Raw genomic sequence first — 15,048 nt, 5'->3', positions numbered from 1 at the left:
CATCTGGGCGGCACCGGTGATCATGTTCTTGACGTAGTCGGCGTGACCGGGGCAGTCGACGTGGGCGTAGTGGCGGTTGGCCGTCTCGTATTCCACGTGCGCGGTGTTGATGGTGATGCCGCGAGCCTTCTCTTCGGGCGCTGCGTCGATCTGGTCGTAGGCCTTGGCCGATCCGCCAAACTTGGCCGCCAGCACGGTGGTGATGGCCGCCGTCAGCGTGGTCTTGCCGTGGTCCACGTGACCAATCGTGCCCACGTTGACGTGCGGCTTGGTCCGCTCAAACTTTTCCTTCGCCATGATTCAAACTCCTCAAGCCTACAAAGATGGACAAATCGATAAATTCAACTGGTGCCCATGGCGGGAATCGGACCCGCGACCTCTCCCTTACCAAGGGAGTGCTCTGCCACTGAGCCACATGGGCCTGAACGCTTGCACGCTCAAGAAAAAACCGTTACATAACAACACTAAATACCGCAGGAGCTGGAGCGGGAGACGGGAATCGAACCCGCGCCATTAGCTTGGAAGGCTAAGGTTCTACCATTGAACTACTCCCGCCTTGCCTAGCCCTGGACACCATGGTGAGGCCCGCAGCGACCAACTCGGAGCGACTGATCGTCGCCAACACGACGAAGCCCGCAGCAAAAACCAAAAGCAGCAAAGCACATCATCCTTGCGCCTGGTGGAGAGGGCTGGATTCGAACCAGCGTACTCGTAAGAGGGCAGATTTACAGTCTGCTGCCATTAACCACTCGGCCACCTCTCCGAGGCGAACCGCAGATTGTTAGCGATTTTTGCGGCAATGTCAAATAGAAGGCCTTTTAGACGGGTCAATCGAAGAGCGCGCGCAGGGCTGTGCCGGGGTCGTCCGCGCGCATGAAGGCTTCGCCGACGAGGAAGGCCTGAACGCTGGCGGCCCGCATGCGCGCGACGTGATCCGCGGTCAGAATGCCGCTCTCGGTCACAACGACGCGGCCCTCAGGAATCTGCGGCAGCAGATCGAGGGTGGTCTCCAGCCGGGCTTCAAAGCTGCGCAAGTCGCGGTTGTTGATGCCAAGCAGCGGCGTGCGCAGCGCCAGCGCCGCCTCCAGTTCAGCCGCGTTGTGCACCTCGACCAGCACATCGAGGCCATAGCTCATCGCCTCGGCTTCCAGTTCGATCAATTGCGCCCGCGGCAGAGCGGCGGCGATCAACAGCACGCAGTCGGCCCCCATCGCTGCAGCCTCGGCGATCTGGTAGGCGTCGACCATGAAATCCTTGCGCAATACGGGCAGCGCGCAAGCCGCCCGCGCCTGCTGCAGATAAGACGCTGCCCCCTGGAAGTACTGCACATCGGTGAGCACGGACAAGCAGGTGGCGCCCCCGGCCGCGTAGCTGCGAGCGATAGCGGCCGGATCGAAGTCGGCCCGCAGAACCCCGCGCGACGGACTGGCCTTTTTCACTTCCGCAATGACGGCGGGCCCACCCGCGGCGACTTTGGCCTGCACCGCGGCAGCAAACCCCCGCGGCGCGTCACGCGCCGCAGCCTGCTCGCGCAGCGCCGATAAAGGCACCTGCTCGCGCGCCGCCGCCACTTCTTGCGCTTTGGTGGCGAGGATGCGCTGAAGAATGTCGCTATCAAGAAACTCGCTGGGCCGCCCCGAGAGTTTCTTGCCCCTTGACGGGAGAGCCGAGCGAAGCGAAGGGTTTCGGGGTGGGCTCATACGCTGGCCGCCAGATTCTGCATGGCGCGGGTGACGCGCACGAACTCTTGCATTTTGTCGCGTGCTGCGCCGCTGGAAATGGCTTCGCGCGCCATCTGCACGCCGTCGATCAATGCGGGCGCGACGTTCGCGGCGTACAGCGCGACCCCTGCATTGAGTGCCACGATGTCTCTGGGCGCGCCCGCCACATCGTTGAGCGCCTCGTGCATCAGCTCGATGGACTGAGCCGGGCCTTCCACTCGCAGCGCTTCCAGTGGCGCGGACTTCAGCCCGAGATCGCCGGGGTGAATGGCGTATTCGCTGATCTGGCCGTTCTTGAGTTCGCCAATCAGCGTCTCGCCCGACAGTGACACCTCGTCCAGGCCATCCAGCCCGTGCACCACCAGGGCGTGCTCGCTGCCCAGCCTTTGCAAAACGCGCACCAGAATACCGACCAGATCGGGGTGGAACACCCCCAGCAACTGGTTAGGCGCACCCGCGGGGTTGGTCAGCGGGCCGAGAATATTGAACAGGGTGCGCACCCCCAACTCCTTGCGCACCGGCGCCGCGTGCTTCATGGCCGGATGGTGGTTGGGCGCGAACATGAAGCCGATGCCGCATTCGGCCAGACTTTGCGCCACCTGCTCCGGCGTGAGCTGGATGTTGGCGCCCAGCGCGTCGAGCGCGTCGGCCGAGCCGGAGGAAGAACTCACGCTGCGCCCGCCATGCTTGGCCACCTGCGCCCCGGCGGCGGCGGCGACGAACATGCTGGCGGTGGAGATATTGAAGGTGCGCGCGGAATCGCCCCCTGTGCCGACGATGTCGACCAGGCGCTTTTTATCGGCCACTTCGACCGGCGTGGCGAATTCGCGCATCACCATCGCGGCGGCGGTGATTTCGCCGATGGTTTCCTTTTTCACCCGCAGGCCGGTGATGAGCGCGGCCATCATGACCGGGGACATCTCGCCGGTCATGATGCGGCGCATCAGCCCGATCATTTCATCGTGGAAGATTTCGCGGTGCTCGATGACGCGCACCAGCGCATCGTGATTACTGATGGTCATGGAAGTGGCTCTCGTTCAACGCCAGAAAATTCTGCAGCAGCCGGTGGCCGTGCTCGGTCTCGATGGATTCCGGGTGAAACTGCACGCCCTCGATGGCGAAATGGCGGTGACGCACCCCCATGATTTCGCCATCTTCGGTCTGCGCGGTAATTTCCAGGCAGGCCGGCAGGCTGTCGCGCTCGATGGCCAGCGAGTGATAGCGCACCACGGTGTACGGACTGGGCAGATCGGCGAACACGCCTCGGCCGTCATGGGTGACGGGGCTGGTCTTGCCGTGCATGATTTGTCGCGCCCGCACGATCTGGCCGCCAAACGCGGTGCCGATGGCCTGATGCCCCAGGCAGACGCCCAGAATGGGCAGTCGCCCGGCGAAATATTGCAGCACCGGCACGGAGATACCCGCCTCGGCGGGCGAGCAGGGTCCGGGAGAAATGACGATGCGCTCGGGATTGAGTGCCGCGATGGCTTCGAGATCGAGCTCATCGTTGCGCACGGTGTGCACGTCCTGGCCGAGTTCGCCGAAATATTGCACCAGGTTGTAGGTAAAGCTGTCGTAGTTGTCGATCATCAGCAGCATGATGGGCTCCGTAGGTCTGGGAAGAGAGGGGGCGGGACGGCGCTTTAGCCGTCCAGCCCTTCCTGCACTTGCTCGGCCGCGCGCAACACGGCGCGGGCCTTGGCCTCGGTTTCGCGCCACTCCATCTCGGGCACGGAATCAGCCACCACGCCAGCGGCCGCCTGCACGTACAACCAGTTGTCCTTGACGATGCCGGTGCGAATGGCGATGGCCAGATCCATGTCACCGGCAAAACTCCAGTAGCCGATGGCCCCGCCGTACAGCCCGCGGCGGGTGGGTTCGAGTTCGTCGATCACTTCCATGGCGCGAATCTTGGGCGCGCCCGACAGCGTGCCCGCCGGGAAGGTGGCGCGCAGCACGTCCATTGGCGTGCGCTGCGGTTGCAGCAGCCCCTCGACGTTGCTGACGATGTGCATCACATGCGAATAGCGCTCGATGGCGAACGCCTCGGTCACCTTCACGCTGCCGGTCTGCGCGATCCGGCCCAGATCGTTGCGCGCCAGATCGATGAGCATCAGATGCTCGGCCCGTTCCTTCGGGTCGGCCAGCAGTTCGGCCTCGTTGCGCACATCGGCCTCGGCGGTGGCGCCGCGCGGCCGCGTGCCCGCCAGCGGGCGGATGGTGACCTTGCGTCCTTCGGGCACAGCCTCTTCGCGCACCAGAATCTCGGGCGATGAGGCCGCAATCTGAAAATCGCCGAAGTTGAAATAAATCATGTACGGCGAAGGGTTGAGCGAGCGCAGCGCGCGGTAGAGCGACAGCGGCGAATCGCTGAAGCGCTTGCGCAGGCGCTGCCCCACCTGCACCTGCATGAAGTCGCCGGCGGCGATGTAGTCCTTCGCCTTCTCGACCGCTTTCAGATAGTCGGCCTTGTCGAACTCGCGCTCGATCGGCGTCACGCTGCTGCGCTGCATGGGCGGCGCCGAAACGGAATAGCGCAGTTGCTCGCGCAGACCGCGCAAGCGCGAGCGCGCCTGGCTATGGGCCTCGGGCTGGCCGGGGTCGGCATAGACGATGAGGTAGAGCCGCCCCGACAGGTTGTCGATCACGGCGAGTTCTTCGCACAACATCAGCAGGATGTCGGGCATACCGAGCGGATCGGGCTTGGGATGCTTGGCCGCAGACGCCATCAGGCGCGGCTCGATATAGCGCACCGCGTCATAGCCGAAATACCCCGCCAACCCGCCGCAAAAACGCGGCATGCCCGCAGGCAGCGCCACCTTGAAGCGGGCGTGGAACGCTTCGATGAAATCCAGCGGCGGCGCTTCAGAGGTTTCCACCACCGCGCCGTCGCGCAGCACCTCGGTGAGGCCGTTCTTCACCCGCACCTGCGTGCGCGCGGCCAGGCCGATGAAGGAGTAGCGGCCGAAGCGCTCGCCGCCGACGACAGATTCCAGCAAAAAGGTGTTTTGCCCGGCTCCTGCGCCCACCCCCAACTTGAGGTAGAGCGACAGGGGAGTTTCCAGATCCGCCAGCGCTTCCGACACGAGCGCAATGCGGTTGTAGCCCTGGCGGGCCAGTTCTTTGAATTCGAGTTCAGTCATGTTCGTCTCAAGGGTCGGCTGCCCCGCAGGGGCGGGCAGCGGATATCACGGGAGCGCGGCTTGTTGCCGAAGTGGCCCCACGCATTGACGCGCGGATGGGGCGCAGATCGGAGGTGAGTCAGGCCGCAGCAGCGGGCACGATCAGCCAGAACCGCCAGGGCCAAGCCCCCCGGTCTCCAGAACCCGATGCGTGTCGCCGATGGATGAACATGGACAGTGAATGAATAGCGCAGATCTATCCGAGTGAGCGAATGTAGCAAACTCGTAGGGCCATTTTCCGCGTAACGGGCTCAAACGCGGTCTCAAGCGCCGAAGTTTTCCGGCATCTGTATCGCAACGACCTCGCCGCGCACGGTGGCCACGCCGCCCGCAAACACCGTGGACTCCACAATGACCTTGCGGCCCTTGATTTCTTTCACCCGACCGCGAATTTCAAGCTCTGTGCCCAAGGGCGTCGGCTTGAGAAAATCGACATGCAGCGATCCGGTGACAAAACGGAACGCCGGTGGCGTGTCCATCTCCCGCCCTTCGGCACGGTACATCGCCGCTGCCGCTGTGCCGGTGCTGTGGCAATCGATCAGGGAGGCGATCAAGCCGCCGTACACAAAGCCAGGCACTGCGATGTGATAGGGCTGGGGCGTGAAGCGCGTGACCGTTTCATCACCATCCCAGACGGTCTTGATCTGATGCCCCTCGGCATTGAGGCGGCCGCAGCCATAGCAGTGCGCCAGCGCGTCGGGGTAGCTGTCCTGAAAAACCTTGGGCATGACGTCTCCTTCATGGGTGTCGTTGCAGTATCTTAAACGGCGCCCTATCCAAATTCACTTGTCAAAGCACGGCGTTTTACGAAAAATGAACGACCGTTCGATAACAGACAACAGGAGACTTCATGGATCACACCGCTCACAAGCCGCTGCGCACCTTCGGCGCAACCGCCTCGCTGATCGCCGCCCTGGCCGGCGCATCCTTCATGCCTAGCGCGCAGGCGCTCACCCTGCACGGCGTGGATATTCCGCCGCAAGTGGATGTCGGCGGCAAGACGCTGACGCTCAACGGCGCCGGTACCCGGTACGTGTTCTTTTTCAAGGTTTACACCGCCGCGCTGTATTTGCCGCAGAAAAGCACGCAACCGCAGGCGATTTACAACATGGCCGGGCCCAAGGAGTTGAAGCTCACCCTGCTACGTGATGTGAGCGGCAAGGAGCTCGGCGACAAACTCAACGAAGGCATCAAAAACAACCTCAGCCCGGAGGAGTTCAGCGCCTTCATTCCCAGCCTGGTGCAACTGGGCGGACTGTTTGCCCAAAAAAGCCAGATCAAAACCGGGGAAACGGTGACTATCCGCGAGATTCCCGGCAAGGGCAGCACCATCGCCATCGATGGCGTGCCCTCGGGCGGGGTGTTCACCGAGCCGCAGTTTTTCAACTCCATGCTCAAAATCTGGCTGGGCAAAGATCCTGCTGAAGACCGGCTCAAACGTGCGCTGCTGGGCAACGAAGCGGACAGCAACTGACCGGCTTCACCGGGCAAGGCTTGCGCGCCGTCATGTTTGGTGACCACTCAAACACGCCGTTTCGGTGAAAACCCGAACATGCAAGGGGTGGGTTCATAAAATAAGATTTGGCTGATATACCCACAAACCACCCGAGGATCGTCCATGAAAACAGTTCTGACCGCAACCGCCATCGCGCTGGCCGCGACGTTCGGCGCCGTAAGCGCCAATGCCGCCGTCAAAGTGGGCGGCGTTCCTGTGATGCAAACCGCCCCGGCCAACGGCGTGCCCCTGCTGATCAACGGCGCTGGCGTGGTCGATATGGGCGGCAAGATGGCCGCGGCGGTTTACCTGCCGCAAAACACCACGTCGGTCAGCAACATCATGACCATGCCCGGGGCCAAATCGATTCGCCTCACCGCCATTTCCAATATGTCGGCCGACGCTTTGGCCAAGGCGCTGGATGCTGGGGTGAAAAAGGGCGTGTCCGCCGCGCAGTACGCCTCGTTCAAGCCGGCGATGGACGCCTTCAGTAAACAACTGGCCAGCGTGAAGCAGATCGCCAAGGGTCAAACGGTTGAACTGCTGTTCGAACCCTCCAACGGCATCGTGCTGATGGGTCCGGGCTCGCACATCATTCCGGGCACCGGCAACGCCGAGCTGTATCAGGCCATGCTGCGCATGCTGCCCGCTGGCGTGCTGTCCAACACCTCGATTCAAAAGCAGAACATCAACGGCTGATCGTGTGGGCTCTGCCCACAAAAAAGCCGCTCCTGTCCGGAGCGGCTTTTTTATTGCTGCGTGCTGAATTATTCAGGCGGGCAGCAGATCGCCGATGCGGTCGGCAAAGCCATCTGCGTCCACCGCACGCACGGGCTCGCCGTGGTTGTAGCCGTAGGTGACCAGAGCCACCGGGCAACCGGCGGCACGGGCGGCCAGGGCATCGTTCTGCGAATCGCCGATCATCAGCACCACCGCGGTGGGCAGGCCGATCTGCTTGCAGGTTTCGACCAAGGGCATGGGGTCGGGCTTCTTGCGCGGGAAGGCGTCGCCGCCGTTGACCACTTCAAAGTGCTGCAGCAGCCCTTTGAGGTCGAGCAGTTCGCGCGCGTAGCGTGTGGGCTTGTTGGTGATGCAGGCCAGCCGCAAGCCCGCAGCCTTCAAGGACGCTAGCCCTTCGGGCACGCCGGGAAACGGGTTGGAATACTGGCCGTTGATGGTGCCGTAAATACGCTGATAGGTTTCGATGGCGCGCGGGTACAGGTCTTGGGCCTGATCGTCGCGGAGGTGAATGCGCAGGGTCTGCAGCACCAGATATTCGGAACCTTTGCCGATGCGATGCTCCACCTGCTCACGGCTGACCGCGGGCAGACCGAGTTCGTCCATCAACCGCGAAAGCGCCGCATGAAAGTCGCCCAGGGTGTCGATCATGGTGCCGTCGAGATCGATGATGGCGGCCTGCACGGCGTGGCCGACCAAGGTCAGGGCTGGCGTTGCAGCGGTGCGGGCGTCCATCAGGCCACCGCCGCGAGGTTGGCGCGCATGGCGTCGATCACGGCCTTGTAGTCGGGCTTGCCGAAAATGGCGCTACCGGCCACGAAAGTGTCCACCCCGGCCGCGGCGGCCGCGGCGATGTTGTCGGGCTTGATGCCGCCGTCGATTTCCAGCAGGATGTCGCGGCCCGTCTGTGCCTTGTAGGCGTCGAGCTTGGCACGTACCTGTTTGGCCTTGGGCAGGCTGCTTTCAATGAAACTCTGTCCGCCAAAGCCGGGGTTGACGCTCATCAGCAGCACCAAATCGACCTTGTCCATGACGTAGTCGAGCACGGAAAGCGGCGTGGCGGGGTTGAACACCAGCCCGGCCTTGGCGCCGCCGTCGCGAATCATCTGCAGGGTGCGATCGACGTGCTTGCTGGCTTCGGGGTGGAAGCTGACGATGTCGGCGCCCGCCTTGACGAAGGACTGGGCGATGGCATCGACCGGCTCGACCATCAGATGCACATCCAGCGTGATGGGGGTGCCGTCGGCCTTCTTGCAGTAGGGCTTGATGGCCTCGGCCACCAGCGGGCCGATGGTGAGGTTGGGCACGTAATGGTTGTCCATCACGTCGAAATGAATGAAATCAGCGCCGGCGTCGATGACGTTGCGCACCTCCTCGCCCAGGCGGGCAAAGTCGGCCGAGAGAATGCTGGGAGCGATGCGGTAGGTTTTCATGGCGTTCATTTTAGAGGGATGCCCAACTGATTCTGTAGGGATTTGAACCCAACTACCTGACGCGGCGCAATTCCCTGAATGTCAAGCCATCTCAAGCGCGCATTCCACTGCTAACTCCTAGAATCGGGCGCATGTCGACCTATCAATTTTCCGTTTCGGTGATTCCGCAATACCTGCCCGAGAAGTCGGATGCGGAGCAAGGCGTCTATGCCTACAGCTACACCGTCACCGTGATCAACACCGGGCGCGTGGCCGCGCAGCTCATTTCCCGCCACTGGATCATTACCGACGGCGCGGGCAAGGTGGAAGAAGTGCGCGGCCTGGGCGTGGTGGGGCAGCAGCCCTTTCTCAAGCCCGGCGAAGCGTTCGAATACACCAGCTGGTCGCAACTGAGCACGCCGATGGGCAGTATGCGCGGCAGTTATTTCTGTGTCGCCGAAGATGGCGAGCGCTTCGAGGCGCACATTCCCGAATTCGCGCTGGTTCAGCCGCGGAGTCTGCACTGATGTTTTTTGCCAAGCACCGGGCGCGCAAGGCGGCGGCGCGTGCGGCGACGGAGGTGCATTCGCTGCTCGACGCGGCCAGCGCACAGGCGCAGCCCGTGGAGCAAGCGCTCTGGATCATCGACCTGCTGGACTGGCTGCGACGCGGCCCCGACGCCGCCCTCCTGCGCGAGGGTCTGAGCCTGCCGCCCGCTCTCGCTGCGCAAGACGGTGAAGACACTGCGGCGCCCGCCGAAATCCGCCGACTGCAAACCCTGCTGGATGTGCTCGACCACCTGCCCGAGCGCCGCGCCGAAATCGCCGCCGTGATCAACGGCCTGCTGCGCAACACCGATGCCACTTTGCTGCTGGCCGATTTCGGCTTCAGCCAGCGGCCTTCGTTTTTCAGCGAATTCAGCGAGCGGCTGGGCAACAAATGGCTGCCCAAATCGCCCGAAACGCGCGATCTCGCCGTGCTGTTCGCCCTGTTTTTTCCGCAGGCGCACGACGCCGTCTGGCTCGAAGCGCTCGATGCCGAGACCCTCGCACGTCTGCGCGAATTGCTGGCTACGCGCGAGATCGAAACCGAAAAAACCGCCAGCGCGCAGCTCTGGCGTATCGCCCTGCTCGATGCGCTGACCTATACCGTCAGCCAGATCCGCGCCACCGGCTTCTCGCCCGATCTGCGCTCGCGTATGCACAACAGCGGCCCACTGGCGGGCGAGGTCGAAGCCCCGTTCAAGCAACTGGCCGCGCAGTATGAAACGGTACAGACGCTGCTGGCGCAGCAGCCCCCCGGCGACGAAGAGGCGCTGCGGCAGTCGCTCACCTTGCTTCGCGCCGGGTTGGAAGCCTGTCGCCAGCAGGCCGATTCGGTCACGGCGCATCTGGAAGACTACGGCACTTCGGTCAGCCTGGTCTATGTGCTGCACCAGTTGCATCAGCGCATCGACCGCGCCGAGGCGCTACTCAATTGCCTGGTGGGCGACACCCCGGCGCGCGACACCGCCCATCTGTTCGCCAATTTCGTGCGCCTGAACGCCCAGCGCCGCAGCCTGCGCGCCCTGTGGCGGCACAACACCGCGCTGCTGGCGGAAAAAATGGCCGAACGCCACGCCGAGACAGGCGAGCACTACATCACCCGCGACCGCCGCGAATATCGCGCCATGCTCGGCGCGGCGATGGGCGGCGGGCTGATCATGGGGTTCACCACCTGGATCAAGATCGGCATTCTCGGCCTGAAAACCGCGCTGTTCTGGACCGGCCTGCTCGCCGGGCTGAACTACGCGGTGAGCTTTGTCATCGTGCAATTGCTGCACTGGACCATCGCCACCAAACAACCGGCGATGACCGCACCGGCCATGGCCGACAAGCTCGGCGAGCTGTCCAAACCCGGTGGGGTGGAGCGATTCGTTGACGAAGTCGCCAACCTCACGCGCTCGCAGTCGGCTGGTGTGTTCGGCAACGTCTTGCTGGTCATGCCGGTGGCGCTGCTGCTTGGCCTGGGTGGGCTGGCCGTCTTCGGGCCGCAGTTTCTGCCCGTGCCCAAGGCGGAGCACGAGCTGCAATCGTTGTCGCTGCTCGGCCCTACGCCGCTGTTTGCCGCGTTTACCGGGGTGCTGTTGTTCCTCTCCAGTGTGATGGCAGGCTGGGCGGAAAACGCCTTCGTGCTGCACCGGATCGACAGCGCCATCGCCTGGAATCCGCGCATCCGGCGTCGCCTGGGCGCGCTGCGCGCAGCGCGCTGGGCCGCCTGGTGGCGTCGCAATATCGGCGTGATGTCGGGCAATGTGTCGCTCGGCCTGCTGCTCGGATTGACGCCGGAGTTCTTCCGCATTTTCGGCCTCGACCTGCAAGTGCGGCACGTCACCCTGTCATCGGGCCTGTTTGGCGCGGCGTGCGCCAGCCTGGGGCCCGCGGTCGTGAACGATCCGGCGTTCTGGTGGGCGCTGGCGGGCATTGCCGTCAACGGCGTGCTCAACGTCGGCGTGAGTTTCTATCTGGCCTACCGTCTGGCCTTGCGCGCCCGGGGCATTCAGGTGAAAGAGCGCCGCGCCATCTACACCAGCATTGCCCGTCGGCTGTGGCGCAGGCCCTGGACGTTCATCCTGCCGCCGCGACACGCTGCGGCCAGCGCACACGGCTGAGCATGACGTTGTTTTCGCACCGACCGGGGTTGATGGGCCAGGTCCGCACCGCCCTGCTCTGCCTGCTGGGGCTGGTGCTGGCGTCCTGCGCCACGCCGCCCGCGCCGCCGTCTTCTTCGCCCACGACCCTGCCGCCCACTTCGGCGCCGACGGCGCCTTGGCCTGCAACCCCGCCGGGCACCGCCGCCGCGCTCACCGGCCCCGGCGTGCGGCTGCAACCCGCGCAGTGGGCCGATTTGCCCGGCTGGCCGCAAGACGATTTCAGCGGCGTCTGGCAGGCCTTCCGGCGCGACTGCGGCGCACGCCTTCCCAGCGCGCTGGCGGCGGTGTGCCGACGCGCGGCGTCCGTGCCTTCGGACGATCCGCAGGCGCAGCGGGCGTTCATCGAGGCCGAGTTCGCGCCGTGGCAAATCACCGCTTCGGGCAAACCGGACCAAGAGGACAAAGGCTTGATCACCGGCTACTACGAGCCGGTGCTGCACGGCTCGCTCACCCGCATCTGGCCTTATGTGGTGCCCGTCTGGGGGCTGCCCGCCGACCTCGTGCCGCGCGCGCCGGGCGCCGATGGTGTGAGCGGCGGCCGGGTGGCTTGGGTGGACGGGCAGCAGCGCGTGCTGCCCTACTGGAGCCGGGCGCAGATTCAGTCCGACCCCGCTTTACAGGCCGCGCTGGATCGTCACACCGTGGTCTGGCTCGACAGCGCGGTGGACGCCCTGTTCCTGCAGGTACAAGGCTCCGGCCTCGTGCGTCTGCCCAGCGGCCAGACCTTGCGGCTGAGCTACGCCGGCACCAACGGCTGGCCCTACAAATCGGTCGGCCGCTGGCTGCTCGACACCGGGCGGGTGAACGGCACGATCACCATGTCCATCATCCGCGCCTGGGCGCAGATGCACCCTGCTGAAGTGCCCGAAATGCTGGCCGCCAACCCGCGCGTGGTGTTTTTCAACGCCGCGCTCGACACCGACCCGCAACGCGGCCCCATCGGCGCTCTGGGCGTGCCCCTCACGGCCATGCGCAGCATCGCGGTGGACAAGCGCGCCATCGCGCTAGGCCTGCCGGTGTGGTTGTCCACCGCGCAGCCTTACGACAGCCGCGCGCCCGCGCCGCAGCCGCTCGACCGGCTGGTGTTCGCGCAGGATGTGGGCTCGGCCATCACGGGCGCTGTGCGCGCCGACTTGTTCACCGGCACTGGCGATGCGGCCGGCGAACTCGCCGGGCGCATGCAGTGGCCCGGGCGCATGTGGGCGTTGCTGCCGGTCAATCCCTGAACGGCCCTGCAACGGGCAGTTTGCGCGCAGCGGTGGCACGTCCGCGCGAACCGTCCTATGGTTAAGCCTTGCTCAACAACACAGGAGGACGTCCCCATGACACTAGACCCGCACGATCTGACCCACGAATTTCCTGCCCAGGCCGACAAGATCCACGCGCTGAAAGCGGACAACGCCCACTTCCAAAAGCTGGCCCAACGCTACGAAGAACTCAACAAGGAAGTGGTGCAGATTGAAGAAGGCGTGCACGCCGCCGATGACCTGCACCTGGAAACGCTGAAAAAAGAGCGTTTGCAGCTCAAGGACCAGATCGCTGCACAACTGGCTGCGTAAATACTTTGTCGGTATGCGCACCGGCGCGGCTCAATGTGCCGCCGCGCCGCGCCCCCGAAGTTTCTGCCCGAGCGTCCACACGCCGAGCACCCCGATGCCGGTGGCGATGCCCACCGCGGCATCGAACAACAGCGGGCTCAGCCAGCCCAGCGCCGCACCCGACTGATGCACCACGGCCTCACTGGCGTGATGCAGCCAGGGCCAGCCGTGGCTGATGATGCCGCCGCCCACCAGAAACATCGCGACAGTGCCCACTACGCTCAGCCCCTTCATCAGCCAGGGCGCCGCAGCCAATAGGCCACGCCCCAGCGCCTGCGCCGCGGCAGACGCCTGACGGCTCAAGTAGAGACCGGCGTCGTCCAGCTTCACAATGCCCGCAACCAGGCCATAAACGCCCACGGTCATCAGCACCGAAATCCCGACCAGTACGGCCACCTGCGTGGTGAAGCTCGCACCCGCCACCGCACCGAGCGTGATGGCGATGATTTCGGCGGAAAGCACGAAGTCGGTGCGCACCGCGCCCTTCACCTTGTCGCGCTCCAGCGCCAGCAGATCGACCTCCGGATGGGTCAGCGCCTGGGTCAATTCCTCGTGATGTGCTTCTTCTTCTGATGTGCTGTGGAAGAGCTTGTGCGCCAGCTTTTCCGCGCCCTCAAAGCACAGATACGCCCCGCCCAACATCAACAAAGGGGTGATCGCCCAGGGCGCAAAGGCGCTGATCGCCAGCGCCAGCGGTACAAGAATCGATTTGTTGATCAGCGAGCCCTTGGCCACGGCCAGCACCACGGGAATTTCGCGGTTGCTCTGCACCCCGGTGACCTGCTGGGCGTTGAGCGCCAGATCGTCGCCCAGCACGCCCGCGGTTTTTTTGGCCGAGAGTTTGGTGAGCACCGCGACGTCATCCAGCACGGTGGTGATGTCATCTAAAAGAGCAAGCAGACTGGTGGCCATTGCAGTGGAGGGTCGTGTTACCAATTGAAAGCGTGAAAGCGGCATTGGACGACAAACCGCAGGCCTGCCGGGCGCAGCGCTGGCGTTCTGCGTATGCTTGACGCTTTTTCGCATCAAGCTCATGTTCAACGACGGTTTCACTTTGGCGCTGGTCGCGCTGGCCGCTTTTTTTGGGGCCGCGCTCAACGCCGCGGCCGGGGGTGGTAGCTTCCTCACCCTGCCCGCATTGATCTATGCCGGGATTGCGCCCGTTGCCGCCAACGCCACCGGCACCACGGCCCTGTTGCCCGGCTACTTGGCCAGCACCTGGGGCTTCCGCGAAGACCTCGGCCCGCCGCGCTCGGTCGGCATGACCGCGCTGATGCTGACCTGCCTGGTGGGCGGGGGCATCGGCGCCGGGCTGTTGATCACCACGAGCAATCACGCGTTTCGGGCGCTGGTGCCGTGGTTGCTGCTGTTCGCCACCGCCTTGTTCGCCTTCGGGCCGACCTTGTTGCGCCGCATCGGCCGTCATCCCGAGCAGCATGCGCCGCGGCTGCAGGCGCTGGTCGGCCTGTTCGTGGTCAGCGTGTACGGCGGCTATTTCAACGGCGGCCTCGGCGTGCTGCTGCTGGCGATGCTCACCCTGATCGGCGAGACCCATCTCAACCGCATGAACGCGCTGAAAAACGCCATCTCCGCCGTGCTCACCCTGTTCGCCGTGGGCATCTACGCCGCCGCTGGCACCGTGCAGTGGCGCTGGGTGGCGGTCATGCTGCCCGCCGTGCTGGTGGGCGGCTATGTGGGCGCGCGCGTCGCCCGGCGCATTCCGCGCGAGGTGATGCGCTGGAGCATCGTGCTGATCGGTCTGGTGATGAGCGCGCTGTTCTTTCGCTGAATTCCTGGGCCTCTCATACCGGCCTCTCATCGCCCGTCTTTGACGATGAGATAGACGCCCACGGCGACCAGCCCCATCCAGAGCGCGACCGCCCCCGTGCCCAGCCATTGCGCCGCCTGGTCGATGAACAGCAGAAACACCGCGGCCAGCGCCAGAATGCCGTTGCCCAGCCAGAATCTTGGTCCGTGTTTGGGTTCTTGTTGCACAGTTCCTCCCGAGTTGATGATGGGGTCCAGCCTATCGTAGGGCGATGCTGAAAGGCATCGCTTGGGTGGAAACTTGGCCCCTCGCCTTCCGAATCTTGATGCCCCTCAGCCCAAGACGCATCGCCGAATTGTAAAGTTTCATCCTGAAAACTATATTTGGGCCACCTGCCCAACTATCGTCAACCCAGCCCGTATGGAACTGAACTTTTTTTCGG

General features: G+C 64.3%; 17 protein-coding genes and 3 tRNA genes. 7 read left to right on the top strand and 13 right to left on the bottom strand.

Features of this window, described 5'->3' with window-relative positions:
- The 9 genes from B7X30_RS11310 to B7X30_RS11270 form a co-directional block, all read right to left on the bottom strand.
- Positions 1-297, bottom strand: a 297-nt coding sequence (locus B7X30_RS11310; RefSeq protein WP_286730665.1) for a GTP-binding protein, incomplete at its 3' end; no start/stop codon positions are given.
- Positions 298-346: 49 nt separating this feature from the next.
- Positions 347-421, bottom strand: a tRNA-Thr gene (locus B7X30_RS11305).
- Between the two features lie 60 nt (positions 422-481).
- Positions 482-555, bottom strand: a tRNA-Gly gene (locus B7X30_RS11300).
- A gap of 122 nt (positions 556-677) precedes the next feature.
- Positions 678-763 (bottom strand) — tRNA-Tyr (locus B7X30_RS11295).
- A gap of 64 nt (positions 764-827) precedes the next feature.
- On the bottom strand, positions 828-1,700 hold the full coding sequence (gene trpC, locus B7X30_RS11290) for an indole-3-glycerol phosphate synthase TrpC (protein ID WP_286730663.1): 873 nt from the start codon (positions 1,698-1,700) through the stop codon (positions 828-830).
- Entirely contained in the window at positions 1,697-2,743 is a 1,047-nt protein-coding gene (trpD, locus tag B7X30_RS11285) for an anthranilate phosphoribosyltransferase (protein WP_013107513.1), read from the bottom strand. Before trpD ends, trpC begins: the two co-directional genes overlap by 4 nt.
- Positions 2,730-3,320, bottom strand: coding sequence for an anthranilate synthase component II (locus B7X30_RS11280; RefSeq protein ID WP_286730662.1), 591 nt, complete (start codon positions 3,318-3,320; stop codon positions 2,730-2,732). The genes trpD and B7X30_RS11280 overlap by 14 nt, the downstream gene beginning before the upstream one ends.
- A gap of 44 nt (positions 3,321-3,364) precedes the next feature.
- Entirely contained in the window at positions 3,365-4,864 is a 1,500-nt protein-coding gene (trpE, locus tag B7X30_RS11275; protein ID WP_286730661.1) for an anthranilate synthase component I, read from the bottom strand.
- A gap of 302 nt (positions 4,865-5,166) precedes the next feature.
- Complete coding sequence (locus tag B7X30_RS11270; RefSeq protein ID WP_286730660.1) at positions 5,167-5,631, bottom strand: PaaI family thioesterase; 465 nt, start codon at positions 5,629-5,631, stop codon at positions 5,167-5,169.
- A 122-nt stretch (positions 5,632-5,753) separates the two neighbouring features.
- On the opposite strand from B7X30_RS11270, the gene B7X30_RS11265 reads away from it, so the two are divergent.
- Both B7X30_RS11265 and B7X30_RS11260 read left to right on the top strand, forming a co-directional pair.
- Entirely contained in the window at positions 5,754-6,377 is a 624-nt protein-coding gene (locus B7X30_RS11265) for a chalcone isomerase family protein (RefSeq protein WP_286730658.1), read from the top strand.
- 144 nt (positions 6,378-6,521) lie between these two features.
- Complete coding sequence (locus B7X30_RS11260) at positions 6,522-7,097, top strand: chalcone isomerase family protein (RefSeq protein ID WP_013107518.1); 576 nt, start codon at positions 6,522-6,524, stop codon at positions 7,095-7,097.
- A gap of 72 nt (positions 7,098-7,169) precedes the next feature.
- On the opposite strand, the gene gph is transcribed toward B7X30_RS11260, so the two are convergent.
- Both gph and rpe read right to left on the bottom strand, forming a co-directional pair.
- Positions 7,170-7,871: a phosphoglycolate phosphatase gene (gph, locus tag B7X30_RS11255; protein ID WP_013107519.1), complete on the bottom strand. Its 702-nt coding sequence runs from the start codon at positions 7,869-7,871 to the stop codon at positions 7,170-7,172.
- On the bottom strand, positions 7,871-8,569 hold the full coding sequence (gene rpe / locus B7X30_RS11250) for a ribulose-phosphate 3-epimerase (RefSeq protein WP_013107520.1): 699 nt from the start codon (positions 8,567-8,569) through the stop codon (positions 7,871-7,873). Before rpe ends, gph begins: the two co-directional genes overlap by 1 nt.
- A 131-nt stretch (positions 8,570-8,700) precedes the next feature.
- Between rpe and apaG the strand changes: the two genes are divergently transcribed.
- From apaG to B7X30_RS11230, 4 genes are all read left to right on the top strand, one after another.
- Positions 8,701-9,075 (top strand): Co2+/Mg2+ efflux facilitator ApaG/CorD, encoded by a 375-nt coding sequence (apaG, locus tag B7X30_RS11245; RefSeq protein ID WP_013107521.1) that lies wholly within the window; start codon positions 8,701-8,703, stop codon positions 9,073-9,075.
- Entirely contained in the window at positions 9,075-11,198 is a 2,124-nt protein-coding gene (gene tlpB / locus B7X30_RS11240) for a transporter-like protein TlpB (RefSeq protein WP_286730653.1), read from the top strand. The genes apaG and tlpB overlap by 1 nt, the downstream gene beginning before the upstream one ends.
- A gap of 2 nt (positions 11,199-11,200) precedes the next feature.
- Positions 11,201-12,466, top strand: coding sequence for a murein transglycosylase A (mltA, locus tag B7X30_RS11235; RefSeq protein ID WP_286730652.1), 1,266 nt, complete (start codon positions 11,201-11,203; stop codon positions 12,464-12,466).
- 96 nt (positions 12,467-12,562) lie between these two features.
- Positions 12,563-12,799, top strand: coding sequence for an HP1242/YdcH family protein (locus B7X30_RS11230; RefSeq protein ID WP_013124531.1), 237 nt, complete (start codon positions 12,563-12,565; stop codon positions 12,797-12,799).
- Positions 12,800-12,829: 30 nt separating this feature from the next.
- Here B7X30_RS11230 and B7X30_RS11225 read toward each other — a convergent pair whose 3' ends face one another.
- Positions 12,830-13,750: a DUF808 domain-containing protein gene (locus B7X30_RS11225; RefSeq protein WP_286730650.1), complete on the bottom strand. Its 921-nt coding sequence runs from the start codon at positions 13,748-13,750 to the stop codon at positions 12,830-12,832.
- Between the two features lie 121 nt (positions 13,751-13,871).
- Between B7X30_RS11225 and B7X30_RS11220 the strand changes: the two genes are divergently transcribed.
- Positions 13,872-14,627: a sulfite exporter TauE/SafE family protein gene (locus B7X30_RS11220; RefSeq protein WP_013107526.1), complete on the top strand. Its 756-nt coding sequence runs from the start codon at positions 13,872-13,874 to the stop codon at positions 14,625-14,627.
- Between the two features lie 26 nt (positions 14,628-14,653).
- On the opposite strand, the gene B7X30_RS11215 is transcribed toward B7X30_RS11220, so the two are convergent.
- Entirely contained in the window at positions 14,654-14,833 is a 180-nt protein-coding gene (locus B7X30_RS11215; RefSeq protein WP_156053794.1) for a hypothetical protein, read from the bottom strand.
- Positions 14,834-15,048: the final 215 nt, after the last annotated feature.

The organism is Thiomonas sp. 13-64-67, from assembly GCF_002282795.1.
Classification (GTDB): Bacteria; Pseudomonadota; Gammaproteobacteria; order Burkholderiales; family Burkholderiaceae_C; genus Thiomonas; species Thiomonas arsenitoxydans.
The sequence above is the reverse complement of the archived record's forward strand: the minus strand, read 5'-3'. Positions and strand labels throughout refer to the sequence as shown.

Excerpts from the sequence above, each read along its gene's own strand:
- trpC (WP_286730663.1), bottom strand. The coding sequence starts at position 1,700 with ATGAGCCCACCCCGAAACCCTTCGCTTCGCTCGGCTCTCCCGTCAAGG.
- trpD (WP_013107513.1), bottom strand. The coding sequence starts at position 2,743 with ATGACCATCAGTAATCACGATGCGCTGGTGCGCGTCATCGAGCACCGC.
- B7X30_RS11280 (WP_286730662.1), bottom strand. The coding sequence starts at position 3,320 with ATGCTGCTGATGATCGACAACTACGACAGCTTTACCTACAACCTGGTG.
- trpE (WP_286730661.1), bottom strand. The coding sequence starts at position 4,864 with ATGACTGAACTCGAATTCAAAGAACTGGCCCGCCAGGGCTACAACCGC.
- B7X30_RS11270 (WP_286730660.1), bottom strand. The coding sequence starts at position 5,631 with ATGCCCAAGGTTTTTCAGGACAGCTACCCCGACGCGCTGGCGCACTGC.
- B7X30_RS11265 (WP_286730658.1), top strand. The coding sequence starts at position 5,754 with ATGGATCACACCGCTCACAAGCCGCTGCGCACCTTCGGCGCAACCGCC.
- B7X30_RS11260 (WP_013107518.1), top strand. The coding sequence starts at position 6,522 with ATGAAAACAGTTCTGACCGCAACCGCCATCGCGCTGGCCGCGACGTTC.
- gph (WP_013107519.1), bottom strand. The coding sequence starts at position 7,871 with ATGGACGCCCGCACCGCTGCAACGCCAGCCCTGACCTTGGTCGGCCAC.
- rpe (WP_013107520.1), bottom strand. The coding sequence starts at position 8,569 with ATGAAAACCTACCGCATCGCTCCCAGCATTCTCTCGGCCGACTTTGCC.
- apaG (WP_013107521.1), top strand. The coding sequence starts at position 8,701 with ATGTCGACCTATCAATTTTCCGTTTCGGTGATTCCGCAATACCTGCCC.
- tlpB (WP_286730653.1), top strand. The coding sequence starts at position 9,075 with ATGTTTTTTGCCAAGCACCGGGCGCGCAAGGCGGCGGCGCGTGCGGCG.
- mltA (WP_286730652.1), top strand. The coding sequence starts at position 11,201 with ATGACGTTGTTTTCGCACCGACCGGGGTTGATGGGCCAGGTCCGCACC.
- B7X30_RS11230 (WP_013124531.1), top strand. The coding sequence starts at position 12,563 with ATGACACTAGACCCGCACGATCTGACCCACGAATTTCCTGCCCAGGCC.
- B7X30_RS11225 (WP_286730650.1), bottom strand. The coding sequence starts at position 13,750 with ATGGCCACCAGTCTGCTTGCTCTTTTAGATGACATCACCACCGTGCTG.
- B7X30_RS11220 (WP_013107526.1), top strand. The coding sequence starts at position 13,872 with ATGTTCAACGACGGTTTCACTTTGGCGCTGGTCGCGCTGGCCGCTTTT.